Source organism: Burkholderia sp. MSMB1459WGS (genome assembly GCF_001534535.1).
In the GTDB taxonomy this organism is placed as follows: Bacteria; Pseudomonadota; Gammaproteobacteria; order Burkholderiales; family Burkholderiaceae; genus Burkholderia.
Window position 1 is genome coordinate 12969 of record NZ_LPMU01000034.1, and the last position, 20311, is coordinate 33279.

Genomic DNA, 20311 nt, shown 5'->3' on the forward strand with positions numbered 1-20311 from the left:
CGCTCGCGACGGCCGCGAACCGAACGCGTCCGCACGAGTCCAACCGGCGCGTTTCGCGTCGCCCGACGGTGTCGGGCGAGTGCCCGAAACGCCCGCCGCCTTGCCGTTCAACCCTGCGCGTTTCGCACCGCACTTTCTGCCATCAGCCTGAATCGATCATGCGTCTGTCTTCCCAAGGCCTCAAGTCCCTCGCTTCCTCCATCGCCTTCGCCACCGCCGCGCGCAACGTTGCGCTCGGCGTGATGCTGCCCGTCGCGCTCGCATCGACCATCGTCGTCGCCGAGGCGAAGCCGGCCGCCAAGGCCAAGGCCGCGCATGCGGCGCCGGCCGCCGAGCAGTCCACCGGCGCGCCCGCGACCTACATGCCGGGCGCGGTGCCGCCGCCGGGCGTGAACGCGCGCTCGTGGGTGCTCGTCGACGCGACGAGCAACACGGTGCTCGCATCGGGCAATGCGGACGAACGCGTCGAGCCGGCGTCGCTGACGAAGCTGATGACGGCGTACCTCGTGTTCGAGGCGCTCGACAAGAAGAAGATCTCGATGGAGCAGATCGTCACGCCGAGCGACGCGGTGCGCCGCGTCGGCCGCGACGAGTCGCGCATGTTCATCGAGGCGAACAAGCCGGTGTCCGTGCATGACCTCGTGTACGGGATGATCATCCAGTCGGGCAACGATGCCGCGATCGCGCTGGCCGAACTCGTCGGCGGCAGCGAAGGCCAGTTCGTCACGATGATGAACGACGAGGCCGCGCGCCTCGGCATGAAGGGCACGCACTTCGCCGACGTGAACGGCATGCCCGACCCGAACCACTACACGACGGCCGGCGACCTCGCGAAGCTGTCCGCGCACCTGATCCGCGATTTTCCGCAGTACTACGGCATCTTCTCGGAGAAGGAATTCAAGTACAACAACATCCGCCAGGGCAACCGCAACCGGCTGCTGTGGCTCGACCCGACGGTCGACGGCCTGAAGACGGGCCATACGCAGGCGGCCGGCTTCTGCCTGATCGCGTCGGCCAAGCGCGCGATCCCGGGTGTCGACGGCCAGCGCCGCCTCGTGTCGGTGATGATGGGCGAGCAGAAGGAAAGCGACCGTACGCAGGACAGCATGAAGATGCTGAACTACGGCTACAGCGCGTTCGATTCGGTGCGCCTGTTCAAGGGCGGCCAGGCGATCGCGACGCCGCGCCTCTACAAGGGCAAGGAGAACACCGTGCAGGTCGGCGTGAGCGCCGACCAGTGGGCGACCGTGCCGCGCGGCCTCGGCGACAAGGTCAAGACCGAAGTCGACGTCAACGCGCCGCTGATCGCGCCGCTCGCGCAAGGCCAGCAGGTCGGCACCGTGAAGATCGTCGCCGACGGCAAGACGCTGTCCGAATTCCCGGTCGTCGCGCTGCAGGCCGTGCCGGAAGCGGGTATCTTCGGACGTATCTGGGACTCGATCCTGCTGATGTTCAGCAAGAAGAAGTAAGCGCGACGGGCCTTTGTTTTCACGACTTCATCCCCATCTGTCATAGCCATGAGCCAAGCCGAATTCGAACCGATCGTCTACCTCAGCGTCTCGTCGCAGGAGGAACTGGTGCCGCTGTCCGAAGCCCGTGTGCCGGTGCTCGACCGCGGGTTCATCTTCGGCGACGGCGTGTATGAAGTCGTCCCCGTGTATGCGCACGACGGCGCGCACGTGCCGTTCCGGATCGAACAGCATCTGGACCGGCTCGCGCGCAGCCTGAAGAAGATCGGCATCGACAACCCGCACGATGCGGCCGGTTGGCGCGCGCTGATCGAGCGGGTGGTCGCGGCGAACGCCGAAGGCCTCGGCGACGGCAACGCGCTCGTCTACCTGCAGGTGACGCGCGGCGTCGCGAAGCGCGGTCATGCATTCCCGGCGAACGCGGTGCCGACGGTGTTCGCGATGACGAGCCCGCTGCGCCTGCCGTCGGAAGAAGAGCGTGCGAAGGGTGTGCGCTGCGTGACGGCCGAGGATCGCCGCTGGCTGCATTGCGACATCAAGTCGATCTCGCTGCTCGGCAACGTATTGATGGCGCAGCATGCGGCCGAACGCGACGCGTTCGAGACGATCCAGCTGCGCGACGAAAACGTGACCGAAGGCTCGTCGTCGAACGTGTGGATCGTGAAGAACGGCGAACTGTTCGCGCCGCCGCGCAGCAACAAGATCCTCGAAGGGATCCGCTACGCGCTGGTCGAGCAACTGGCCGACGAATGCGGGATCCGGTTCGTCGCGCGCGAGATCAGCGAGGTCGAGCTGCGTTCGGCCGACGAAATCATGATCACGTCGGCCACCAAGGAAATCCTGCCCGTCACGTCGCTCGACGATCTGCCCGTGCAGGGCGGCAAGCCGGGCCCCGTGTTCGCGGCGCTGTATGACGCGTACCAGCGTGCGAAGGCGCGCGAGTTTGAACAGTTTGACCTAACCCGGAGAAAATGATGAGCGAACCGACCAAAACCGTCGAGGTCACCGGCGCGATCGAAACCCGGAAGGAGTCGCTGCTGGAGTTTCCGTGCGATTTCCCGATCAAGATCATGGGCAAGGCGCACCCCGAATTCAAGGACACGATCTTCAAGGTCGTGGCCGTTCACGACAACGAGATCGACGTCGAGAAGATCGAGGAGCGCGCGTCGAGCGGCGGCAATTACACGGGCCTCACGATCACCGTGCGCGCGACGAGCCAGGAGCAGCTCGACAACATCTACCGCGCGCTGACCGGCCATCCGATGGTCAAGGTCGTACTTTAAGGCCCGTTCTGCGGCCGGGGATCAGCGCAAACGGCCGCTGATCCCTTTCCATCCGCCCTCCAGCGCGCACTCGGCGGGGCATTTCCCCGCCGCGCGCCGCGCGTCCAGCTCGTCGCACAGCCGCTTGTATTCGGCGACTTCCTCGAACAGCCAGGTCCGGAACGCCTGCACGCGCGGCGTGTTCAAGAGCGGCGGCGGACACACGAAAAAATAGTGCCACGGGCTCGGCCCGTCGATGTCGAACAGGCGCACGATGCGCCCGTCGAGCAGGTCGTGCACCGCGAGCGAGCGGCGCACCAGCGCGATCCCCTGGCCCTCGATCGCCGCGAGCAGCAGGTTCGACGAATCCTGGTACAGAATGCCCCGTTTCGGCTCGGTAAGCGTGTCGAGCCCGGCCGCGTCGAACCATGGCCGCCACAGCTCGTCGTCCGAGCGCAGCAGCGGGTAGTTCACGAGATCGGCGGGCGTCTGCGGCAGCTTGCCGCCGTTCAGTGTCGGCGCGCACGCGGGAAAGAACACCTCCTCGAACAGCGGCTCCACGTGAAGCCCCGGATAGCTGCCGAAGCCGAAGCGGATCGCGAGATCGACGTCGTCGCGCGCGAAATCGGTGAGCGAGTTGGTCGACTGCAGCTCGACGTCGATTTCCGGATGCCGCTCGATGAACGTGCCGATGCGCGGCGTGATGAAGCGCGCGGCGAACGACGACAGCATCGACACCACCAGCCGCCGGTCGCGGTCGCTCGCGCGCACGTCGCGCGTCGCATCGGCGATCACCATCAGCGCGGTGCGGATCTGCTGCGCGTAGCGCATGCCGGCGTCGGTCAGGCACAGCCGCTTGCCGTTGCGCGTGAACAGCTGCACGCCGAGCTCTTCCTCGAGCGCGCGAACCTGATGGCTGACCGCGCCGTGCGTGACGAACAGCTCGTCGGCGGCGCGCGAGAAGTTCTCGTGGCGGGCGGCGGCTTCGAACGCGCGAATCGCGTTCAGCGCCGGGAGCTGGCGGAGGTCCATTTGCTAATTTTCCTCACATCGACGTGAAAATTGGTCGTTTGGTCGGGCGCCTTCGAGTGACTACGATTGTAGCCATCGAAGCACTTATTGGCGGAGTCGATCATGCAAGAAATCTCTTCAAGCATCACGTTTGAAATTCCCGTGGGCGAGACCGTGCCGATGAAGGTGCAACGCAGCACGCGACTGATCGTCCAGTGCGGGCCGGTCTGGGCGACGCGCAGCAACGACGTCGACGATTACTTCCTGGTCGATGGCGAGACGCTCAAGCTGCGCCGCGGCGAGCGGCTGTGGCTCAGCGCGGAAAGCCGGGAAGGCGCGCGCGTCGCGTTCTCGGTGTCGCGGCCGCCGCGGGAAGTCGCGCTCGGCGGGCTGGCCCGGTTGCGCGAACGCGTCGCTGCATGGGTCCACGACGGCTGGCGCACCGTCTGACCGTCGTTTCGTCCGACGGATACCGGCGATCCGTCCCCCACCCAAGGCCGGCGAGACCCACGGGTTTTCGGTAAACTACCGCCCATGTCCGTTTCGCCGGTTTCCATCGTGTCCACGCCTGTCGCCGTTTCCGCATCGCCCGCCGGCGCCCCGGCTCAGCCGGTCACCGTGCGGTGGCGGGGCCGCGAGGCCTACGAGACGAGCTTCGACGCGATGCGCGCGTTCACCGACACGCGCACGGCCGACACCGGCGACGAGATCTGGGTGGTCGAGCATCCGCCCGTCTACACGCTCGGCCAGGCCGGCGACCCGGCGCACCTGCTGGTGGCCGACAGCGGCGTGCCGCTCGTGAAGGTCGACCGCGGCGGGCAAATCACCTACCACGGCCCCGGCCAGATCGTCGTCTACCTGCTGCTGGATCTGCGCCGGCGCAAGCTGATGGTGCGCACGCTCGTGACGAAGATCGAGCAGGCCGTGATCGACACCCTCGCGGCGTATAATCTCGCTTCGGTCCGCAAGGCGGGCGCGCCGGGCATCTACGTGGCATCCGGCGTGCACGAAGGCGCGAAGATCGCGGCCCTCGGCCTGAAGATCCGCAACGGCTGCAGCTATCACGGGCTGAGCCTGAACGTGAAGATGGATCTGCGCCCGTTTCTTGCGATCAATCCGTGCGGCTATGCCGGACTGGAAACCGTCGACATGGCGAGCCTCGAGGTTGCCGCCGACTGGAACGACGTCGCCCATACGCTGGTGGGCCGTCTGATCGCCAACCTCGACGGCGCATCCGCAGCCGCCGACAAGCCGCACGCACTGGAACAATCGAATGACTGACGTTACCGCTTCTCCCGCACCGGCCGATACGGCCGCGACCCCGGCCTACGATCCGACCGCCAAGCAGAAGGCGCAGGCGAAGACGGCGCGCATCCCGATCAAGGTCATTCCGATCGAAAAGCTGAAGAAGCCCGAATGGATCCGCGTGAAGGCGGCCACCGGCAGCTCGCGTTTCAACGAGATCAAGACGATCCTGCGCGAGCACAACCTGCACACCGTGTGCGAGGAAGCGAGCTGCCCGAACATCGGCGAATGCTTCGGCAAGGGCACCGCGACGTTCATGATCATGGGCGACAAGTGCACGCGCCGCTGCCCGTTCTGCGACGTCGGCCACGGCCGCCCCGATCCGCTCGACGCGGATGAGCCGAAGAACCTCGCACGCACGATCGCCGCGCTCAAGCTCAAGTACGTGGTGATCACGAGCGTCGACCGCGACGACCTGCGCGACGGCGGCGCCGCCCACTTCGTCGAGTGCATCCGCGAGGTGCGCGAGCAGTCGCCCGACACGCGCATCGAGATCCTGACGCCGGACTTCCGCGGCCGTCTCGACCGTGCGATTTCGATCCTGAACGCGGCGCCGCCCGACGTGATGAACCACAACCTCGAAACGGTGCCGCGCCTGTACAAGGAAGCGCGCCCGGGCTCGGACTACGCGCACTCGCTGAAGCTGTTGAAGGACTTCAAGGCGCTGCATCCGGACGTCGCGACGAAGTCGGGGCTGATGGTCGGCCTCGGCGAAACGGAAGAGGAAATCCTGCAGGTGATGCGCGACCTGCGCGCGCACGACGTCGACATGCTGACGATCGGCCAGTACCTGCAGCCGTCCGAGCACCACCTGCCGGTGCGCGCGTACGTGCATCCGGACACGTTCAAGATGTACGAGGAAGAGGCGTACAAGATGGGCTTCACGCACGCGGCCGTCGGCGCGATGGTGCGGTCGAGCTATCACGCCGATCTGCAGGCGCATGGGGCGGGGGTGGTCTGAGCACCGCGTTTGCCTCCATCCGCGCAAGACCCGCAGTCCCGAAAGCCCGCAGCGATGCGGGCTTTTTCGTTGGCGCGGCGGTGATCCGCGCATGTGCACGGCAATCGTCACCCGACCGGACGCGCGATCCGATCCAGCATGAAAAGCAAAGCTGAAACGGCATCGATAGCTTCGCACGATAAGTTCGCTCCCGCCGCGCGCAAAGCTCGTAAAGTCGGCTCTCCGCTTGCAACACCCGCATTCCGAAGGAGAGCCGCATGTCCCGTTTCAGCTTCATCCGCCGCGCCGCCGTCGCGCTGACCGCCTTTGCCGCGCTCGGCCCGGCGCATGCCGAATCGCGCGAAGTCGTGATCGCGTACCAGGACATGGTCGTGCCGTGGCGCTACGCGCAGGCGAGCGGTGAAGTCGAAAAGGCGACCGGCTACAAGGTCACGTTCCGCAAGCTCGACAGCGGCGCCGACGTGATCCGCGCGCTCGCGTCGGGCTCCGTGCAGCTCGGCGAAGCCGGTTCGAGCCCGATCGCGGCCGGCCTGTCGCAGGGGCTCGACATCTCGCTGTTCTGGGTGCTCGACAACATCAACGACGCCGAGGCGCTCGTCGCGCGCAACGGCTCGGGCGTGACCAGCGTCGCCGCACTCAAGGGCAAGAAGATCGGCGTGCCGTTCGTGTCGACGTCGCACTTCCATACGCTCGTCGCGCTACAGGCCGCGGGCGTGAATCCGAACGACGTGAAGATCGTCAACCTGCGTCCGCCCGAAGTCGCGGCCGCGTGGACGCGCGGCGACATCGACGCGACCTATATCTGGGATCCGGTGCTCGCGAAGGTCAAGCAGTCGGGCACGGTGCTGACGACGTCGGGCCAAGTTGCGAAGGAAAGCGGCAAGTCGACCTTCGACGGCTTCGTCGTGAGCCGCAAGTTCGCGCGCGAGAATCCCGAATTCGTCACGCGCTTCGTGAAGGTGCTCGCGGCCGCCGATGCCGACTACCGCGCGCATGCCGCGGCGTGGAAGGTCGGCTCGCCGCAGGTCGCGGCGGTGGCGAAGGTGTCGGGCGCGAACGCGGCAGATGTGCCCGCGAGCCTCGCGCTCTACGCATTCCCGACGGCGGCCGAGCAGGCTTCGCCGACGTGGCTCGGCGGCGGCGCGCAATCGGGCGCCGCGAAGTCGCTCGCGGCCACGGCCGCGTTCCTCAAATCGCAAGGCACGATCCAGACGGTGCTCGCCGACTATTCGGCGGGCGTCGATCCGCAGTTCGTGCAGAAGGCCGCGCGCTGAGCGCGGTCGTTCGGCCCATTCATCGCGGAGCCCTTCGGTCATGAGTACGCTGGAAGTCCGCCAGGTATCGGTCGCCTATCCGGGCGAGCGCGGCAGGCCGACGACGCAGGCGCTCGCGCGCGTCGACCTGCGCATCGATGCCGGTGAATTCGTCGTCGCGCTCGGTGCGTCCGGCTGTGGAAAGACGACGCTGCTGAACTGCATGGCCGGCTTCGTCGCACCGACGACGGGCGACGTATCCGTCGACGGCGTGCCGATCACGGGCCCCGGCGCCGATCGCGGCGTCGTGTTCCAGAAATACGCGTTGTTGCCGTGGCTCGACGTGCTCGACAACGTCGCGCTCGGACTGCGCTTCGCACACGTGCCGAAGGCCGAACGCGAAGCGCGCGCGGCGGAGATGCTCGCGCTCGTCGGCCTCGAGCGCCATGCGCACGCGCGCGTGTACGAACTGTCGGGCGGGATGCAACAGCGCGTCGGCATCGCGCGCGCGCTCGCGAGCGATCCGCGCGTGCTGCTGATGGACGAGCCGATGGGCGCGCTCGATGCGATGACGCGCGGCACGATGCAGGCGCTCGTGCTCGACGTGTGGGCGCGGACCGGCAAGACGGTGTTCTTCATCACGCACGACGTCGAGGAGGCGCTCTTTCTCGCGACGCGTCTCGTCGTGATGACGCCGGGCCCCGGCCGGATCGCGGAAACCTTCGAATTGCCGTTCGCGCGCCGCTACGTCGAAACGCGCGATGCACGTGCGGTGAAGTCGTCGCCGGAATTCATCGGATGGCGCGAGCGGCTGATCGCGTATCTGCATCGCGACGAGCCGGTAGTCGCCGGGACCGCGTGATGCACGAGTTCGCGAGGCAGGGTGCGTCCGTCGGGCGTGGCCGGATCAGTACATTGCACAGGCAGGACACCATGAGCACGCAGGATTCGTGGGCGGCCGACCGAACGGCCGCGGATTTCGAGCCGGACGACGGTCGCACGACGCGGGCCGAGGCTGCGGCGCGTGCTGTGCGTGCGCGTCGTTCGTCGGGCCGCTATCGCTTGCCCGGGCAGGGGAAGACGGCCGCGCTGAGCGCGGCGACGATCGCGGCGCTGGCCGTGCTGTGGTGGGTCGCGACGCATCTGCAGTGGCTGCCGCCGCTGTTCCTGCCCGCGCCGGAAGCGGTGTGGGCGGCGTTCGTCGACGCATGGCACGGCCGTATCCAGGGCGGCCTGCCGTTGTCCGACCATCTGCTGTGGAGCGCTGCCCGCGTGTTCGGTGCGTTCGCGCTTGCCGCCGCGATCGGTGTGCCGGCCGGCATCCTGATGGGCGTGAGCCGCATCGCACGCGGCGTGCTGGATCCGCTGCTGGAGTTCTACCGGCCGCTGCCGCCGCTTGCGTATCTGCCTCTCGTCGTGATCTGGTTCGGCATCGACGAGACGGCGAAGCTCGTCGTGATCTTCCTCGCATGCTTCGCGCCGATCGCGATGGCCGCACGCGCCGGCGTGCGCGCGGCGACGGTCGAGCAGATCAACGCCGCGTACTCGCTCGGCGGCAGCTTCGCGCAGATCGTGCGGCACGTCGTGTTGCCGGCTGCGCTGCCGGAAATTCTCACCGGGCTGCGGATCGCGATCGGGTTCGGGTGGACGACGCTCGTCGCGGCCGAGATGGTCGCCGCGACGGCCGGGCTCGGGCAGATGGTGCTCAACGCATCGAGCTTTCTGCGCACCGACATCGTCGTGATGGGGATTCTGATCATCGGCGCGATCGCGTGGCTGTTCGATCTGGCGATGCGGTGGGTCGAGCGGCGGGTGGTGCCGTGGAAGGGGCGAGGGTAGGCCGTACAGGCTGCACGGACGCCCGTTGGCGCCCGCGTCGAGAAGACGAGGGGCCGGGGTGCGTGTCGATCGAACCCGGCCCCCTGCCGTTTGAAGCGGACGGTGCCGCCGTGGCGCGCGTTACCAGCGATAGCCGGCGCCGGCGCCGACCGCGACCGTGCCGCGGGTATTGGTCGACCCGGACGCCTTGACCACCCAGCGCCCGTTGCGGGTGGCGGTCGACACGCCGAACGCGACGGCCGATTGCCCGCTGTAGGTGCCGCCGGCGACCGAGACCATGCTTTCGCCCGCCAGCGACGCCTGCGGCAGGTTCGCGATCGCGACGGCGGACGCGATGCCGCCGCTTGCGTCACGTCGATAGTGATCCATGTCGGATCGAACGCTGCCGATGTGGTCGTTCAGTTGCTGGACGTTCACGGCATCGGTCGGGGCAGTGCCGGGCGCCACGTGGGTGATCTGCCGCTCCTGCCCCGGCGCGCCGACGGACACCGTGTTGTCGCGATCGGCGACGGAGCCGTTGCCGAGTGCAACCGAATTCTGGCCCGATGCGGTCGCGTTGTTGCCGAGCGCGAGACTGCCGTTGCCGGATGCGCTCGAATTCTGGCCGAGCGCCATCGAGTTCGAGCCGGTCGCGCCGGAGCCGTCGCCCAGCTGCGCCAACTGGCCGCCCTGCTCGCCGATCGGCGGCCTGGTGCCGGGGCCGACCTGCTCGATGTTGTTGATGCGCGTGTCGAGCGATTCCAGGCGAGTTTCGAATTGCTGCTGCATCGAGAAGAGCTGCCCGCCGTTCACGGCCTGCATGCTGTTCGCCGCGATGGCGCCTGCCTTGACGTTGTCGAGCAAGGTGCCGCCGACGCCGCCGAGCGTGGCGCGATCCAGCTTCAGGTCGTCGTACACGATCGCGCCGAGCGCCTTGCCGTTCGGATCGATCAGCCCGGTCGCCTTGAGCTGCGCGACCGTCACGGCATCGGTGTCGCCGATGCCGTTCGACAGGCCGGTCAGCGTGCGTGTGCCGTCCGTGCCGGCGACGCTCACCGACGTGCCGCCCTTGCCGGCGCCGATCGAGATCGCGAGACTCGCCGGATCCTGCCGGACGAGGCCGGCCGTGCCGTTGTCGAGCCGCGTGCCGAGATCGGTGACGTCGTTGCGGATCGACGTCACGTTGTTTTCGACGGTGGCGACACGTCCGTCGATCGTCGTGACGCGTCCGTCGAGCTGGGTCAGTGCACCGCCGACGTTGTCGAACGATTGTCCGTCGACCGTGTAGGTCGGGCCGCGCACGGTTCCGTTCGCGTCGACGGTCGCATCGCCGCCGAGCGCGGCGACGACGGGTTTCAACTGCGACAGGTTGGTAGCGTCGGTGTCGCGGGTGCCGGCGCCGAGGTTGACGAGCTGGCGCTGGGTGCTCGCCGTGCCGATCGACACGGTATTCGTGCGGTCGGCGACACTACCTTGGCCGAGCGCGACCGCACCGTTGGCGGTGACCTTGGAGTCCGCGCCGAGCGCCACGCCGCGCACGGCTTCGACTCGCGATGACGAACCGAACGCGCTCGAACGATCGCCCGTGACGTACGACGACACGCCGACCGCGCTCGAGCGGTCGCCCTGGATATGGGCGGCTTCGCCGACGGCCACGGTGGCGCGCCCATCGGCGGTGGCATGTGCGCCGATCGCGAGCGCCGAGTAGTCCTCGCCCGTCTCGCCATTCGCCTTTGCGCCAGGTCCGATCGCGATCGACCCGGCTCCGGACGCGGTTGGCTCGCCGCCGGCACCGTCCTTGATCGTCAGGTAGTGCTGAACCAGATCGTTTTCGGTCGCATGGACGTAGTACGGTGCGAGCGCGGCGATGGCGACGGCGACGGCGACGGCGAGTGCCGGCAGGCGGGCGGAGGGCGCGCGTTGCCGTTCGGGGCAAGCATGCGAGCGGATCCGAGCGGTACGGGAATCTGCAGCGGATGTGCGTGACATATTATTCGTAATCCTGATCGATGAGATGTTCGATGCAGCCCGGGATCCATGTGCGGCTTCGTCGAAAGGCGCGGGGCGCAGCGTCGTTGCCGCGGGTGGCGGACCGCTATCGCGTGGGCCCGGACTGAGCGAGCGACTATACGGACGGACGCAGGCGTCGTCGATCAGACAGTTACGAAAGTGATTTAGCGCGGATAGGACACGCTATGGGTGCGCGATCGCGCGGCGGTTCGATGTCGCGATGCGATGAGGGGAGCGCGGGTTGGGGGGCACGTAGCCGGGAAACGGCGACGACGTCCGGAAGGCGCGTCGTCGCATTCATGGCGCAATGCGTCGGTGGAGGAGGGGAGGGCCGTCAGTTCGATGCGCAACGATCGCGCACGCGTTACCGGCCTCATTCCCCCATCGCCACTCCTTCCCTGCGCGGATCCGCCCCGCCGAACCACACCGTCTGCCCCTGCACGTTCAGCCGCTGGATTCCCTGCAGCCCCGAGTTCATCTCGACGATCTGCACGTCGTGCCCGCGGCCCTTCAGCCCGTCGACGAGCGCGTCCGACACGCGGCCGCGTTCGAGTTGCGTCGGCCCGTTCATCGACCCGAAGTTCGGCAGCGCGATCGCCTGCTGCATCGTCATCCCCCAGTCGAGCACGCCGACCAGCGTCTTCGCGACGTGATTGATGATCGCGGGGCCGCCGGCCGAGCCGACGATCATCGTCACCTGCTTCGTCTTCTTGTCGAACACGAGTTCCGGCGACATCGCCGAGCGCGGCCGCTTGCCGGGCTGCACGCGGTTCGCGATCGGCCGGCCGTTGTCGGTCGACGCGAACGAGAAGTCGGTGAGCTGGTTGTTCAGCATGAAGCCGCGCACCATCAGCCGCGAGCCGAACGCGTCCTCGATGCTGGTCGTCATCGACAGCGCCTGGCCGTAGCGGTCGACGATCGCGATGTCGGACGTCGACGGCAATTCGGCGCTGCGGTCGTCGGCCGTCGCGAGCGTCGCGCCCTGGGGCGTGCCGGCCTGTGCGACACCCATGCTGTTGTCGCCGATCAGCCGCGCGCGCTGCGCGAGATAGGACTTGTCGGTGAGGCTCGCCCAGTTGCCGCCCGGCAGCGGCACGAAATCGGGATCGGCCACGTAGCGCGCGCGGTCCGCGTACGCGAGACGCCCGGCTTCGCTGAACAGATGGGCGGCGAACGGCGTCGGCTCGTAGCCGAGCTCGTTGCGCACCGGCTTCTGCGCGCCGATCTGCTGCCAGTCGGGCATCGCCTCGAGAATGCCGAGCATCTGCGCGATCGCGAGGCCGCCCGACGAGGGCGGCGGCATCCCGCAGACCACCGAGCGCCGATAGTCGGCGCACAGCGGCGCGCGCACCTTCGCCTTGTAGCGCGCGAGATCCTGCAGCGACAGCAGCCCCGGGTTGGTCGGGTGCTTGCGCACTTTCGTGACGATGTCGCGCGCGATCGCGCCGCTGTAGAACGCGTTCGCGCCGCGGTCGGCGACCTGGCGCAGCACGGTCGCGAGCGCGGGATTCTTCAGCACCGTGCCGGCAGCCTTCGGCGTGCCGTCCGCATTGTAGAAATACGCGCGGGCGGCCGGGTCGTCGTGCAGGTACTTGTCGTTCGCGATCAGCATCGCGAGCCGCGGGCTGATCGTGAAGCCGCGCTCGGCGAGCCGGATGGCCGGCTGGAACAGCCGACGCCACGGCAGCTTGCCGTGCGCGCGGTGCGCGGCGTCGAGCATGCGCAGCACGCCCGGCGTGCCGACCGAGCGCCCGCCGACGACACCTTCGTAGAAGCCCATCGGCTGGCCGGTCGGCCCGTAGAAGAGGCGCTCGGTCGCGGCGGCCGGCGCGGTTTCGCGGCCGTCGTACGCCTGCGTCGTCTTGCCGTCGAAGTACAGCATGAACGCGCCGCCGCCGATGCCCGACGATTGCGGCTCGACCAGCGCGAGCACCATCTGCGTCGCGATGGCCGCGTCGATCGCGGTGCCGCCGGCTTTCAGCATGTCGTAGCCGGCCTGCGTGGCGAGCGGGTTCGCGGCCGCGATCATGAAGTGCTGCGAGGTCCACCCCGGCTTGTCGGTCCAGCCGGACGACGGTTCGGGCGCGTGAACGCCGGGCAGCGGGACGGCCGCGCCCGACGCGGCGGCAACCGGGACGACGGCGCCCGACGGCGCGGACGGGGACGTGCAGCCGGCGTCGAGCGCGACGAGCGCGACGGCAGCGAGCAGCGTCCAGGGACGCGAATGCGGACGAATCCGGTCGAACATTGAACCCTCGGCAGCAGTGAATTCGAAGGAGACGGCGGCGTCACGTTGGCGCTGGCGCAACGGCGCTGCCCGCCCCGGCGCGCTATTGTCGCCGCGTGGCCGGCGGCTTGTCATCCGACAGGAAACCCTGACGCATCCCGCCGGGCCCGCCGCGGCCGGTCTTTCCGGCCTGTTCGAGGATGAACTCTATGAACGTCGACGTCGCGCGCGTATGGTGGCGGTTCGGCATGTAGAGCATGTACATGTGGGTGCCGAAGATGCTGAGCCGGTACGCGTCGAGCGACGTGACGACGGCGCCGCGGCGCAGGTCGTCCTGCATCACGTAGTCGGGCACGATGCCGACGCCGATCCCCGCGAGGATCGCCTGGCGCAGGAACAGGAAGTTCTCCGAAATCAGCGTGGGTTCGAGCAGCACCTCGTGGCGTTCGTCGCCGAGATACGCGGCGATCCGGAGTTGCCGGCCCATCACCGTCGCGGTGACGACCGGCGCGGCGGCCAGCGCGCCGAGGCTCGCCGGCATCCCGTGCGCGGCCGCGAACGCGGGCGACGCGCACGCGACGTAGCGCACCGCGCCCATGTCGCGCGCGACGAGGTTCTGCGGCGGCTCGGACATCACGCGGATCGCGATGTCGACTTCGTCGCGCATCAGGTCTTCCACGCGATTCTCGAACACCACGTCGAGCACGATGCCCGGATGCCGCCGCTTGAACGCGAGCAGCCAGTCGGACATCACCATCTGCCCGTAGCCGCTCGGCACCGACAGCCGCACGCGGCCCTGCAGATCCTGCCCGAGCGTGGTCACCGATTCCTGCGCGGCGAGCAGTTCGTTGCGGATGCGCCGGCCGTGCTCGTACAGCTTCAGTCCGATCTCGGTCGGCTCCATGCGCCGCGTCGTGCGCCGCACGAGCTGCTGGCCGATCGAGCGCTCGAGCTGGTTCAGCCGGTAGCTGACGTTCGCCCGGCTCATCTTGAGCCGCTGCGCGGCCTTGCTGAGATTGCCGGCATCGAGGATCTCGACGAGCAGCGTCAGCGCGTTCAGGTCCATGCGGGGTGTCTCCTGATCCGGCCCGTTTAACGGTCGGAAAGATTCGGTGTCAAGTCGGACTTGACAGCTTGTAAAAGCGTGCGGGAATTGTCAACGAATCTCGATCAATCGAGAATCGGGTCATGCCTGCTGCATCGACAGCTTCGACAGGAGACGCCATGAATTCCCCCGCTACCCCTCCAACCGGCACCGTCACGCGCGAGCGGCGCGACAAGATCCTCGTCGTCACGATCGACCATCCGCCCGTCAACGCGCTGTCCGCCGACGTACGGCGCGGCCTCGCCGACGCGATCGACGCCGCGCAGGCCGACGACACGATCCACGCGGTGCTGATCGTCGGCGCCGGCCGCAACTTCATCGCGGGCGCCGACATCCGCGAATTCGGCAAGCCGCCCGTGCCGCCGTCGCTGCCCGACGTGTGCGAACGCATCGAGTCGAGCACGAAGCCGGTCGTGGTCGCGCTGCACGGTGCGACGCTCGGCGGCGGCCTCGAGGTCGCGCTGGCCGCGCATTACCGGCTCGCGGTGCCGGGCGCGAAGCTCGGGCTGCCCGAAGTGACGCTCGGCCTGCTGCCCGGTGCGGGCGGCACGCAGCGCACGCCGCGCCTGATCGGCGCGAAAGCCGCCCTCGACCTGATGCTGACGGGCCGCCATGCGAGCGCCGAGGAGGCGCTCACGCTCGGCCTCGTCGATCGCATCGCGCACAGCGACGATACGCTCGCCGAAGGGCTCGCGTACGCGCAGGAGCTCGTGTCGCTCGGCGCGCCCGTGCGCCGCACGCGCGACGCGCAGGGCCTGGCAGACCGCGCGGCCGCGCAGGCCGCGCTTGACGCGGCGCGCGCGGAACTGCCGAAGAAGTCGCGCGGCCTTTTCTCGCCGGCGAAGATCGTCGACGCGGTCGAGGCCGCGCTCACGCAGTCGTTCGATGCGGGGATGAAGCTCGAACGGAGCCTGTTCCTGCAGTGCCTCGACAGCCCGCAGCGTGCGGGCCTCGTGCATGCGTTCTTCGCGGAGCGCGAGGCGGCGAAGGCACCCGAGGCGCGGCGCGCGAGCGCACGGCCGGTCGAGCGGATCGGCGTGGTCGGCGGCGGCACGATGGGTGCGGGCATCGCGGTCGCGGCGCTCGACGCGGGGCTGCCGGTGACGATGATCGAGCGCGACGAAGCGTCGCTCGCGCGCGGCCGCGCGCACGTCGAGAAGGTGTACGACGGCCTCGTCGCGAAAGGGCGGATGACGCCGGCCGCGCACGCGGCGCGGCTCGCGCGCTTCAAGGGCAGCACGTCGTACGACGCGCTTGCGCAGGCCGACGTCGTGATCGAGGCCGTATTCGAGGACATGGCTGTGAAGCAGGCCGTGTTCGCCGAGCTCGCCCGCGTGTGCAAGCCGGGCGCGGTGCTCGCGACCAACACGTCGTATCTCGACATCGACGCGCTCGCCGCAAGCATCGACCGGCCGGCCGACGTGATCGGCCTGCATTTCTTCTCGCCGGCCAACGTGATGAAGCTGCTCGAGATCGTCGTGCCGGCGCGCGTGAGCCCGGACGTCGTCGCGACCGCGTTCGCGCTCGCGAAGCAATTGAAGAAGACGCCGGTGCGCGCGGGCGTATGTGATGGCTTCATCGGCAACCGGATCCTCGCCGTCTACCGGACGGCGGCCGACTACCTGATGGAAGACGGTGCGTCGCCGTACCAGATCGATCGCGCGGTGCGCGAGTTCGGCTTCCCGATGGGTCCGTTCCAGGTGGTCGACCTCGCGGGCGGCGACATCGGCTGGGCGACCCGCAAGCGCCGCGCGGCGACGCGCGACCCGAACGCGCGCTACGTGGAGATTTCCGACCGGCTGTGCGAGCGCGGCTGGTTCGGGCAGAAGACCGGCCGCGGCTACTACCTGTATCCGGACGGCGCGCGCGTCGGCACGCCCGACCCGGAAGTGGAAGCGATCGTCGCGCAGGAACGCGCGAAGAAGGGCGTCACGCCGCGCACGTTCACCGACGGCGAGATCCTGCGCCGCTACCTCGCCGCGATGATCAACGAAGGCGCGAACGTCGTGCACGAAAAGATCGCGCTGCGCCCGCTCGACGTCGACGCGGTGTTCCTGTACGGCTACGGCTTCCCGCGCTATCGCGGCGGCCCGATGCACTACGCGGACACGGTCGGCCTCGCGAACGTGCTCGCCGATATCCGCGCGTTCGCGAAGGAAGATCCGCTGTTCTGGAAGCCGTCGCCGCTGCTCGTCGATCTCGTCGCGCGCGGCGCGGATTTCGCGAGCCTGAACCGCATCGACTGAACGCCAACCGCATTTGCAACGGAACGAAGATGGACCTCGATTTCACGCCCGAAGAAGAAGCCTTCCGCGCGGAAGTGCAGCGCTTCCTGCAAGCCGAACTGCCCGAGCGCATCGCGCGCAAGGTGAAGGGCGGGCTGCATCTGACGCGCGACGACATGCGCGAATGGCACGCGATCCTGAACGCGCGCGGCTGGCTCGCGAGCCACTGGCCGCGCGAATACGGCGGCCCCGGCTGGAGCGTCGCGCAGAAGTTCCTGTTCGACAACGAATGTGCGCTCGCCGGCGCGCCGCGCATCGTGCCGTTCGGCGTGAACATGCTCGGCCCCGTGCTGATCAAGTACGGCAGCGACGCGCAGAAGCGCCATTGGCTGCCGCGCATTCTCGACGGCACCGACTGGTGGTGCCAGGGCTATTCGGAACCGGGCGCCGGCTCCGATCTCGCGGCGGTGAAGACGAGCGCGGTGCGCGATGGCGATCACTACGTCGTGAACGGCCAGAAGACGTGGACCACGCTCGGCCACTACGCGAACATGATCTTCTGCCTCGTGCGCACCGCGACCGACGTGCGCAAGCAGGAAGGCATCAGCTTCCTGCTGATCGACATGAACACGCCGGGCGTCGAGGTGCGCCCGATCATCACGCTCGACGGCGAGCACGAGGTGAACGAGGTGTTCTTCACCGACGTGCGCGTGCCCGTGGAAAACCTGGTCGGCGAAGAGAACCGCGGCTGGACCTGCGCGAAATACCTGCTCACGTACGAGCGCACCAACATCGCCGGCATCGGCTTCTCGACCGCTGCCCTCGACCGGCTGCGCGCGGTGGCCGCGAAGGTCACGAAGAACGGCCGGCCGCTCGCGGACGATCCGTTCTTCGCGGCACGCGTCGCGCGCGTCGAGATCGAACTGGAAAACATGCGCACGACCAACCTGCGCGTGCTGGCCGCGGTCGCGGGCGGCGGCGTGCCGGGCGCGGAAAGCTCGATGCTGAAGATTCGCGGCACGCAGATTCGCCAGGAGATCACCGCGCTGATGCGGCGCGCGATGGGGCCGTATGCGCAGCCGTTCGTCGAAGATGCGCTCGACGCCGACTACGCTGGCGAACCGGTCGGCCCCGACGAAGCCGCGAGCGCCGCGCAGCAGTATTTCAACAACCGGAAGCTGTCGATCTTCGGCGGCTCGAACGAGATCCAGAAGAACATCATCGCGAAGATGATGCTCGGGCTGTAACGAGGGACGCGACGATGGATTTTCAGCACACAGAAGATCGCCGGATGCTGGCGGACACGTTGAACCGCTTCATCGCCGAACAGTACGCGTTCCCGGTGCGCGACCGCATCGCGCAGTCGGCCGAAGGCTTCGACCGCGCGATGTGGCGGCGCTTCGCCGAACTCGGCACGGTCGGCGCGCTGTTTCCGGAAGCCGACGGCGGCTTCGGCGGCGCCGGCTTCGACATCGCCGTGGTGTTCGAATGCCTCGGGCGCGGGCTCGTCGTCGAGCCGTTCCTCGGCGCGCTGCTGGCCGGCCGTGCGCTGTCGCTCGCGGGCGGCGATGCGCATCGCGACAAGCTCGCCGCGTTGATCGACGGCAGCGCGAGCGCCGCGTTCGCGCACGACGAGCCGGGTTCGCACTACGAGCTGACGACCGTGCGCACGCGCGCCGAACGTGCGGGCGACGGCTGGGTGCTGACGGGCGCGAAGGGCGTCGTCGACCAGGCCGCGCAGGCGGCGTTCTTCGTCGTCAGCGCGCGCGTGTCGGGGCGCGACGACGACGCGGCCGGCATCGGCCTGTTCGTCGTGCCGGCCGAGGCGCCGGGCGTGTCGCTGCGCGACTACCGGAAGATCGACGGCGGCCGCGCGGCCGAAGTGCGCTTCGAGCGCGTCGCGCTGCCGGCCGATGCGGCGCTCGGCGCGCACGACGGCGAAGCGGGCGCCGAGCTGCTCGAACGCGTGCTCGGCTACGGGCTGCTCGCGCTGTCGGCGGAAGCGCTCGGCGCGATGGACGTCGCGAAGGAAGCGACGCTCGAGTATCTGCGCACGCGCAAGCAGTTCGGGTTGCCGATCGGCAGCTTCCAGGCGCTGCAGCACCGGATGGCCGATCTGCTGCTCGAAGTCGAGCAGGCGCGCTCGGCCGTGATCAACGCGGCCGCGCAGCTCGATGCGCCGCGCGCGGTGCGCGAGCGCGCGCTCGCGGCGGCGAAATACAGCATCGGCCGGATCGGCACGCTCGTCGCCGAGGAAAGCATCCAGCTGCACGGCGGAATCGGGATGACGTGGGAGTTGCCGCTGGCGCACTACGCGAAGCGGCTCGTGATGATCGATCACCAGCTCGGCGATGAGGATCACCATCTCGCGCGCTACATCGCGCTGTCCAAACGATAACGGCGCAAACGCGAATGGAGGAGACGACGATGACGAACGAAGCGCGCGCGCTGCCGCTGGCCGGCGTGAAGGTGCTCGATTTCTCGCGCGTGCTCGCGGGCCCGTGGTGCGCGATGGTGCTTGCCGATTTCGGCGCGGAAGTGATCAAGGTCGAGCATCCGGCGCGCGGCGACGATACGCGCGACTGGGGGCTGCGGATCGGCGACACCGAAACCACCTATTTCAACAGCGTGAACCGCAGCAAGCGCTCGATCTGCGTCGACCTGCAGACGGAAGCCGGCCAGCGCATCGCGCGCGAGCTGGCCGCGCGGGCCGACGTGGTGCTCCACAACTTCAAGTTCGGCGGCGCGGAGAAGCTCGGGCTCGGCTACGACGCGCTGGCCGAGCTGAATCCGCGGCTCGTGCACTGCGCGATCTCGGGCTACGACCGATCGGGCGCCGAGGCCGCGCGGCCCGGCTACGACCTCGTCGTCCAGGGCGAGGCCGGGTTGATGGCGCTGAACGGCGAGGCCGGCCAGCCGCCGCTGAAGTTCGGCGTCGCGGCGGTCGACCTGTTCACCGGCATGTATTCGGCGCAGGCGATCCTCGCCGCGCTGTACGAACGCCATGCGACGGGGCGCGGTCGCCGCATCGAGATGGCGCTGTTCGACTGCGGGCTGATGATCACCGCGTACTACGGGCTCGATGCGCTGCTGATGGGCGAGGACCCGCCGCGCTACGGCAACGCGCATCCGTCGATCGTGCCGTACGGCGTATTCGATGCGGCCGACGGCCCGCTCGTGATCACGGTCGGCAACAACACGCAGTTCGCGCGCTTCTGCGACGCGATCGAGCGGCCCGATCTCGCGGCCGACGAACGCTACAGGACCAACCTCGGCCGTTCGGAGAATCGCGCCGACCTGCTGCCCGAGATCCGCCGCGAACTCGCGCGCCGCTCGCGTGCGACGCTGCTGGCGGCGCTCGCCGCCGCGGGCATTCCGTGCGGCGAAGTGCTCGGGCTGCACGAAGCGTTGACGTCGGAACGCGCCACCCGCGCCGGGCTCGTCACGCGGCAGCCGCATCCGGTCGCGGGCGGTGTCGACGTGCTCGCGCCGCCGTACCGCTTCGACGGCGCGCGGCTGCCGGTGCGCGGTGCGCCGCCGGTGCTCGGCGCGGATACCGACGCGGTGCTCGGCGACTGGCTCGGGATGTCGGCCGACGCGGTTGCGCGGCTGCGTGCGGATCGCGTCGTGTAACGCGTTGCAGGGATTGCCGCCGCGGCGCGGGC

General features: G+C 68.7%; 17 protein-coding genes. 13 read left to right on the forward strand and 4 right to left on the reverse strand.

Annotated features, from left to right (window positions below; all coding sequences use genetic code 11):
• Window positions 1-158: 158 nt before the first annotated feature.
• Genes WT97_RS13375 through WT97_RS13385 form a run of 3 tightly spaced genes read left to right on the forward strand, consistent with a single transcriptional unit; the run spans window position 159 to window position 2752 of the window.
• Window positions 159-1469 carry a D-alanyl-D-alanine carboxypeptidase family protein gene (locus WT97_RS13375; RefSeq protein ID WP_059506518.1) on the forward strand — a complete coding sequence of 437 codons (1311 nt, stop codon included), beginning with the start codon at window positions 159-161 and terminating at the stop codon, window positions 1467-1469.
• 48 nt (window positions 1470-1517) lie between these two features.
• Window positions 1518-2444, forward strand: coding sequence for a D-amino acid aminotransferase (locus WT97_RS13380; protein ID WP_059506520.1), 927 nt, complete (start codon window positions 1518-1520; stop codon window positions 2442-2444).
• The gene (locus WT97_RS13385) at window positions 2444-2752 is read left to right on the forward strand and encodes a YbeD family protein (RefSeq protein WP_011546305.1); all 309 of its coding nucleotides are present in this window, start codon (window positions 2444-2446) and stop codon (window positions 2750-2752) included. The genes WT97_RS13380 and WT97_RS13385 overlap by 1 nt, the downstream gene beginning before the upstream one ends.
• A 21-nt stretch (window positions 2753-2773) precedes the next feature.
• Here the strand turns inward: WT97_RS13385 and WT97_RS13390 are convergent, their stop codons facing one another.
• Entirely contained in the window at window positions 2774-3763 is a 990-nt protein-coding gene (locus tag WT97_RS13390; RefSeq protein WP_059506522.1) for a transcriptional regulator GcvA, read from the reverse strand.
• 102 nt (window positions 3764-3865) lie between these two features.
• On the opposite strand from WT97_RS13390, the gene WT97_RS13395 reads away from it, so the two are divergent.
• The 6 genes from WT97_RS13395 (at window position 3866) to WT97_RS13420 (ending at window position 9100) form a co-directional block, all read left to right on the forward strand.
• The gene (locus WT97_RS13395) at window positions 3866-4192 is read left to right on the forward strand and encodes a DUF2917 domain-containing protein (RefSeq protein WP_059506690.1); all 327 of its coding nucleotides are present in this window, start codon (window positions 3866-3868) and stop codon (window positions 4190-4192) included.
• A gap of 84 nt (window positions 4193-4276) precedes the next feature.
• The gene (lipB, locus tag WT97_RS13400) at window positions 4277-5023 is read left to right on the forward strand and encodes a lipoyl(octanoyl) transferase LipB (RefSeq protein WP_059795377.1); all 747 of its coding nucleotides are present in this window, start codon (window positions 4277-4279) and stop codon (window positions 5021-5023) included.
• Window positions 5016-6008 carry a lipoyl synthase gene (lipA, locus tag WT97_RS13405; RefSeq protein ID WP_006499067.1) on the forward strand — a complete coding sequence of 331 codons (993 nt, stop codon included), beginning with the start codon at window positions 5016-5018 and terminating at the stop codon, window positions 6006-6008. The genes lipB and lipA overlap by 8 nt, the downstream gene beginning before the upstream one ends.
• A 257-nt stretch (window positions 6009-6265) precedes the next feature.
• The gene (tauA, locus tag WT97_RS13410) at window positions 6266-7282 is read left to right on the forward strand and encodes a taurine ABC transporter substrate-binding protein (protein ID WP_060353608.1); all 1017 of its coding nucleotides are present in this window, start codon (window positions 6266-6268) and stop codon (window positions 7280-7282) included.
• Between the two features lie 40 nt (window positions 7283-7322).
• Complete coding sequence (locus tag WT97_RS13415; protein ID WP_060353609.1) at window positions 7323-8123, forward strand: taurine ABC transporter ATP-binding protein; 801 nt, start codon at window positions 7323-7325, stop codon at window positions 8121-8123.
• Window positions 8123-9100, forward strand: a complete 978-nt coding sequence (locus WT97_RS13420) for an ABC transporter permease subunit (RefSeq protein WP_060353610.1) — start codon at window positions 8123-8125, stop codon at window positions 9098-9100. Before WT97_RS13415 ends, WT97_RS13420 begins: the two co-directional genes overlap by 1 nt.
• A gap of 120 nt (window positions 9101-9220) precedes the next feature.
• Here WT97_RS13420 and WT97_RS13425 read toward each other — a convergent pair whose 3' ends face one another.
• The 3 genes from WT97_RS13425 to WT97_RS13435 all read right to left on the reverse strand — a co-directional run bounded on the left by WT97_RS13425 (window position 9221) and on the right by WT97_RS13435 (window position 14382).
• Window positions 9221-11068: a YadA family autotransporter adhesin gene (locus WT97_RS13425; protein WP_060353611.1), complete on the reverse strand. Its 1848-nt coding sequence runs from the start codon at window positions 11066-11068 to the stop codon at window positions 9221-9223.
• A 394-nt stretch (window positions 11069-11462) separates the two neighbouring features.
• Window positions 11463-13337 carry a gamma-glutamyltransferase gene (ggt, locus tag WT97_RS13430; RefSeq protein WP_060353612.1) on the reverse strand — a complete coding sequence of 625 codons (1875 nt, stop codon included), beginning with the start codon at window positions 13335-13337 and terminating at the stop codon, window positions 11463-11465.
• Window positions 13338-13419: 82 nt separating this feature from the next.
• On the reverse strand, window positions 13420-14382 hold the full coding sequence (locus tag WT97_RS13435; RefSeq protein WP_060353613.1) for a LysR family transcriptional regulator: 963 nt from the start codon (window positions 14380-14382) through the stop codon (window positions 13420-13422).
• Window positions 14383-14540: 158 nt separating this feature from the next.
• On the opposite strand from WT97_RS13435, the gene WT97_RS13440 reads away from it, so the two are divergent.
• Genes WT97_RS13440 through WT97_RS13455 form a run of 4 tightly spaced genes read left to right on the forward strand, consistent with a single transcriptional unit; the run spans window position 14541 to window position 20279 of the window.
• Window positions 14541-16667: a 3-hydroxyacyl-CoA dehydrogenase NAD-binding domain-containing protein gene (locus WT97_RS13440; RefSeq protein WP_060353614.1), complete on the forward strand. Its 2127-nt coding sequence runs from the start codon at window positions 14541-14543 to the stop codon at window positions 16665-16667.
• 29 nt (window positions 16668-16696) lie between these two features.
• On the forward strand, window positions 16697-17893 hold the full coding sequence (locus WT97_RS13445; RefSeq protein WP_059506540.1) for an acyl-CoA dehydrogenase family protein: 1197 nt from the start codon (window positions 16697-16699) through the stop codon (window positions 17891-17893).
• Window positions 17894-17907: 14 nt separating this feature from the next.
• Window positions 17908-19044, forward strand: a complete 1137-nt coding sequence (locus tag WT97_RS13450) for an acyl-CoA dehydrogenase family protein (RefSeq protein WP_059795402.1) — start codon at window positions 17908-17910, stop codon at window positions 19042-19044.
• 29 nt (window positions 19045-19073) lie between these two features.
• Window positions 19074-20279: a CaiB/BaiF CoA-transferase family protein gene (locus tag WT97_RS13455; protein ID WP_060035711.1), complete on the forward strand. Its 1206-nt coding sequence runs from the start codon at window positions 19074-19076 to the stop codon at window positions 20277-20279.
• Window positions 20280-20311 lie beyond the last annotated feature (32 nt).

Excerpts from the sequence above, each read along its gene's own strand:
- WT97_RS13445 (WP_059506540.1), top strand. The coding sequence starts at position 16,697 with ATGGACCTCGATTTCACGCCCGAAGAAGAAGCCTTCCGCGCGGAAGTG.
- WT97_RS13450 (WP_059795402.1), top strand. The coding sequence starts at position 17,908 with ATGGATTTTCAGCACACAGAAGATCGCCGGATGCTGGCGGACACGTTG.
- WT97_RS13425 (WP_060353611.1), bottom strand. The coding sequence starts at position 11,068 with ATGTCACGCACATCCGCTGCAGATTCCCGTACCGCTCGGATCCGCTCG.
- tauA (WP_060353608.1), top strand. The coding sequence starts at position 6,266 with ATGTCCCGTTTCAGCTTCATCCGCCGCGCCGCCGTCGCGCTGACCGCC.
- lipB (WP_059795377.1), top strand. The coding sequence starts at position 4,277 with ATGTCCGTTTCGCCGGTTTCCATCGTGTCCACGCCTGTCGCCGTTTCC.
- WT97_RS13455 (WP_060035711.1), top strand. The coding sequence starts at position 19,074 with ATGACGAACGAAGCGCGCGCGCTGCCGCTGGCCGGCGTGAAGGTGCTC.
- WT97_RS13375 (WP_059506518.1), top strand. The coding sequence starts at position 159 with ATGCGTCTGTCTTCCCAAGGCCTCAAGTCCCTCGCTTCCTCCATCGCC.
- WT97_RS13415 (WP_060353609.1), top strand. The coding sequence starts at position 7,323 with ATGAGTACGCTGGAAGTCCGCCAGGTATCGGTCGCCTATCCGGGCGAG.
- WT97_RS13420 (WP_060353610.1), top strand. The coding sequence starts at position 8,123 with ATGCACGAGTTCGCGAGGCAGGGTGCGTCCGTCGGGCGTGGCCGGATC.
- WT97_RS13395 (WP_059506690.1), top strand. The coding sequence starts at position 3,866 with ATGCAAGAAATCTCTTCAAGCATCACGTTTGAAATTCCCGTGGGCGAG.
- WT97_RS13385 (WP_011546305.1), top strand. The coding sequence starts at position 2,444 with ATGAGCGAACCGACCAAAACCGTCGAGGTCACCGGCGCGATCGAAACC.
- WT97_RS13440 (WP_060353614.1), top strand. The coding sequence starts at position 14,541 with ATGAATTCCCCCGCTACCCCTCCAACCGGCACCGTCACGCGCGAGCGG.
- WT97_RS13435 (WP_060353613.1), bottom strand. The coding sequence starts at position 14,382 with ATGGACCTGAACGCGCTGACGCTGCTCGTCGAGATCCTCGATGCCGGC.
- WT97_RS13380 (WP_059506520.1), top strand. The coding sequence starts at position 1,518 with ATGAGCCAAGCCGAATTCGAACCGATCGTCTACCTCAGCGTCTCGTCG.
- ggt (WP_060353612.1), bottom strand. The coding sequence starts at position 13,337 with ATGTTCGACCGGATTCGTCCGCATTCGCGTCCCTGGACGCTGCTCGCT.
- WT97_RS13390 (WP_059506522.1), bottom strand. The coding sequence starts at position 3,763 with ATGGACCTCCGCCAGCTCCCGGCGCTGAACGCGATTCGCGCGTTCGAA.
- lipA (WP_006499067.1), top strand. The coding sequence starts at position 5,016 with ATGACTGACGTTACCGCTTCTCCCGCACCGGCCGATACGGCCGCGACC.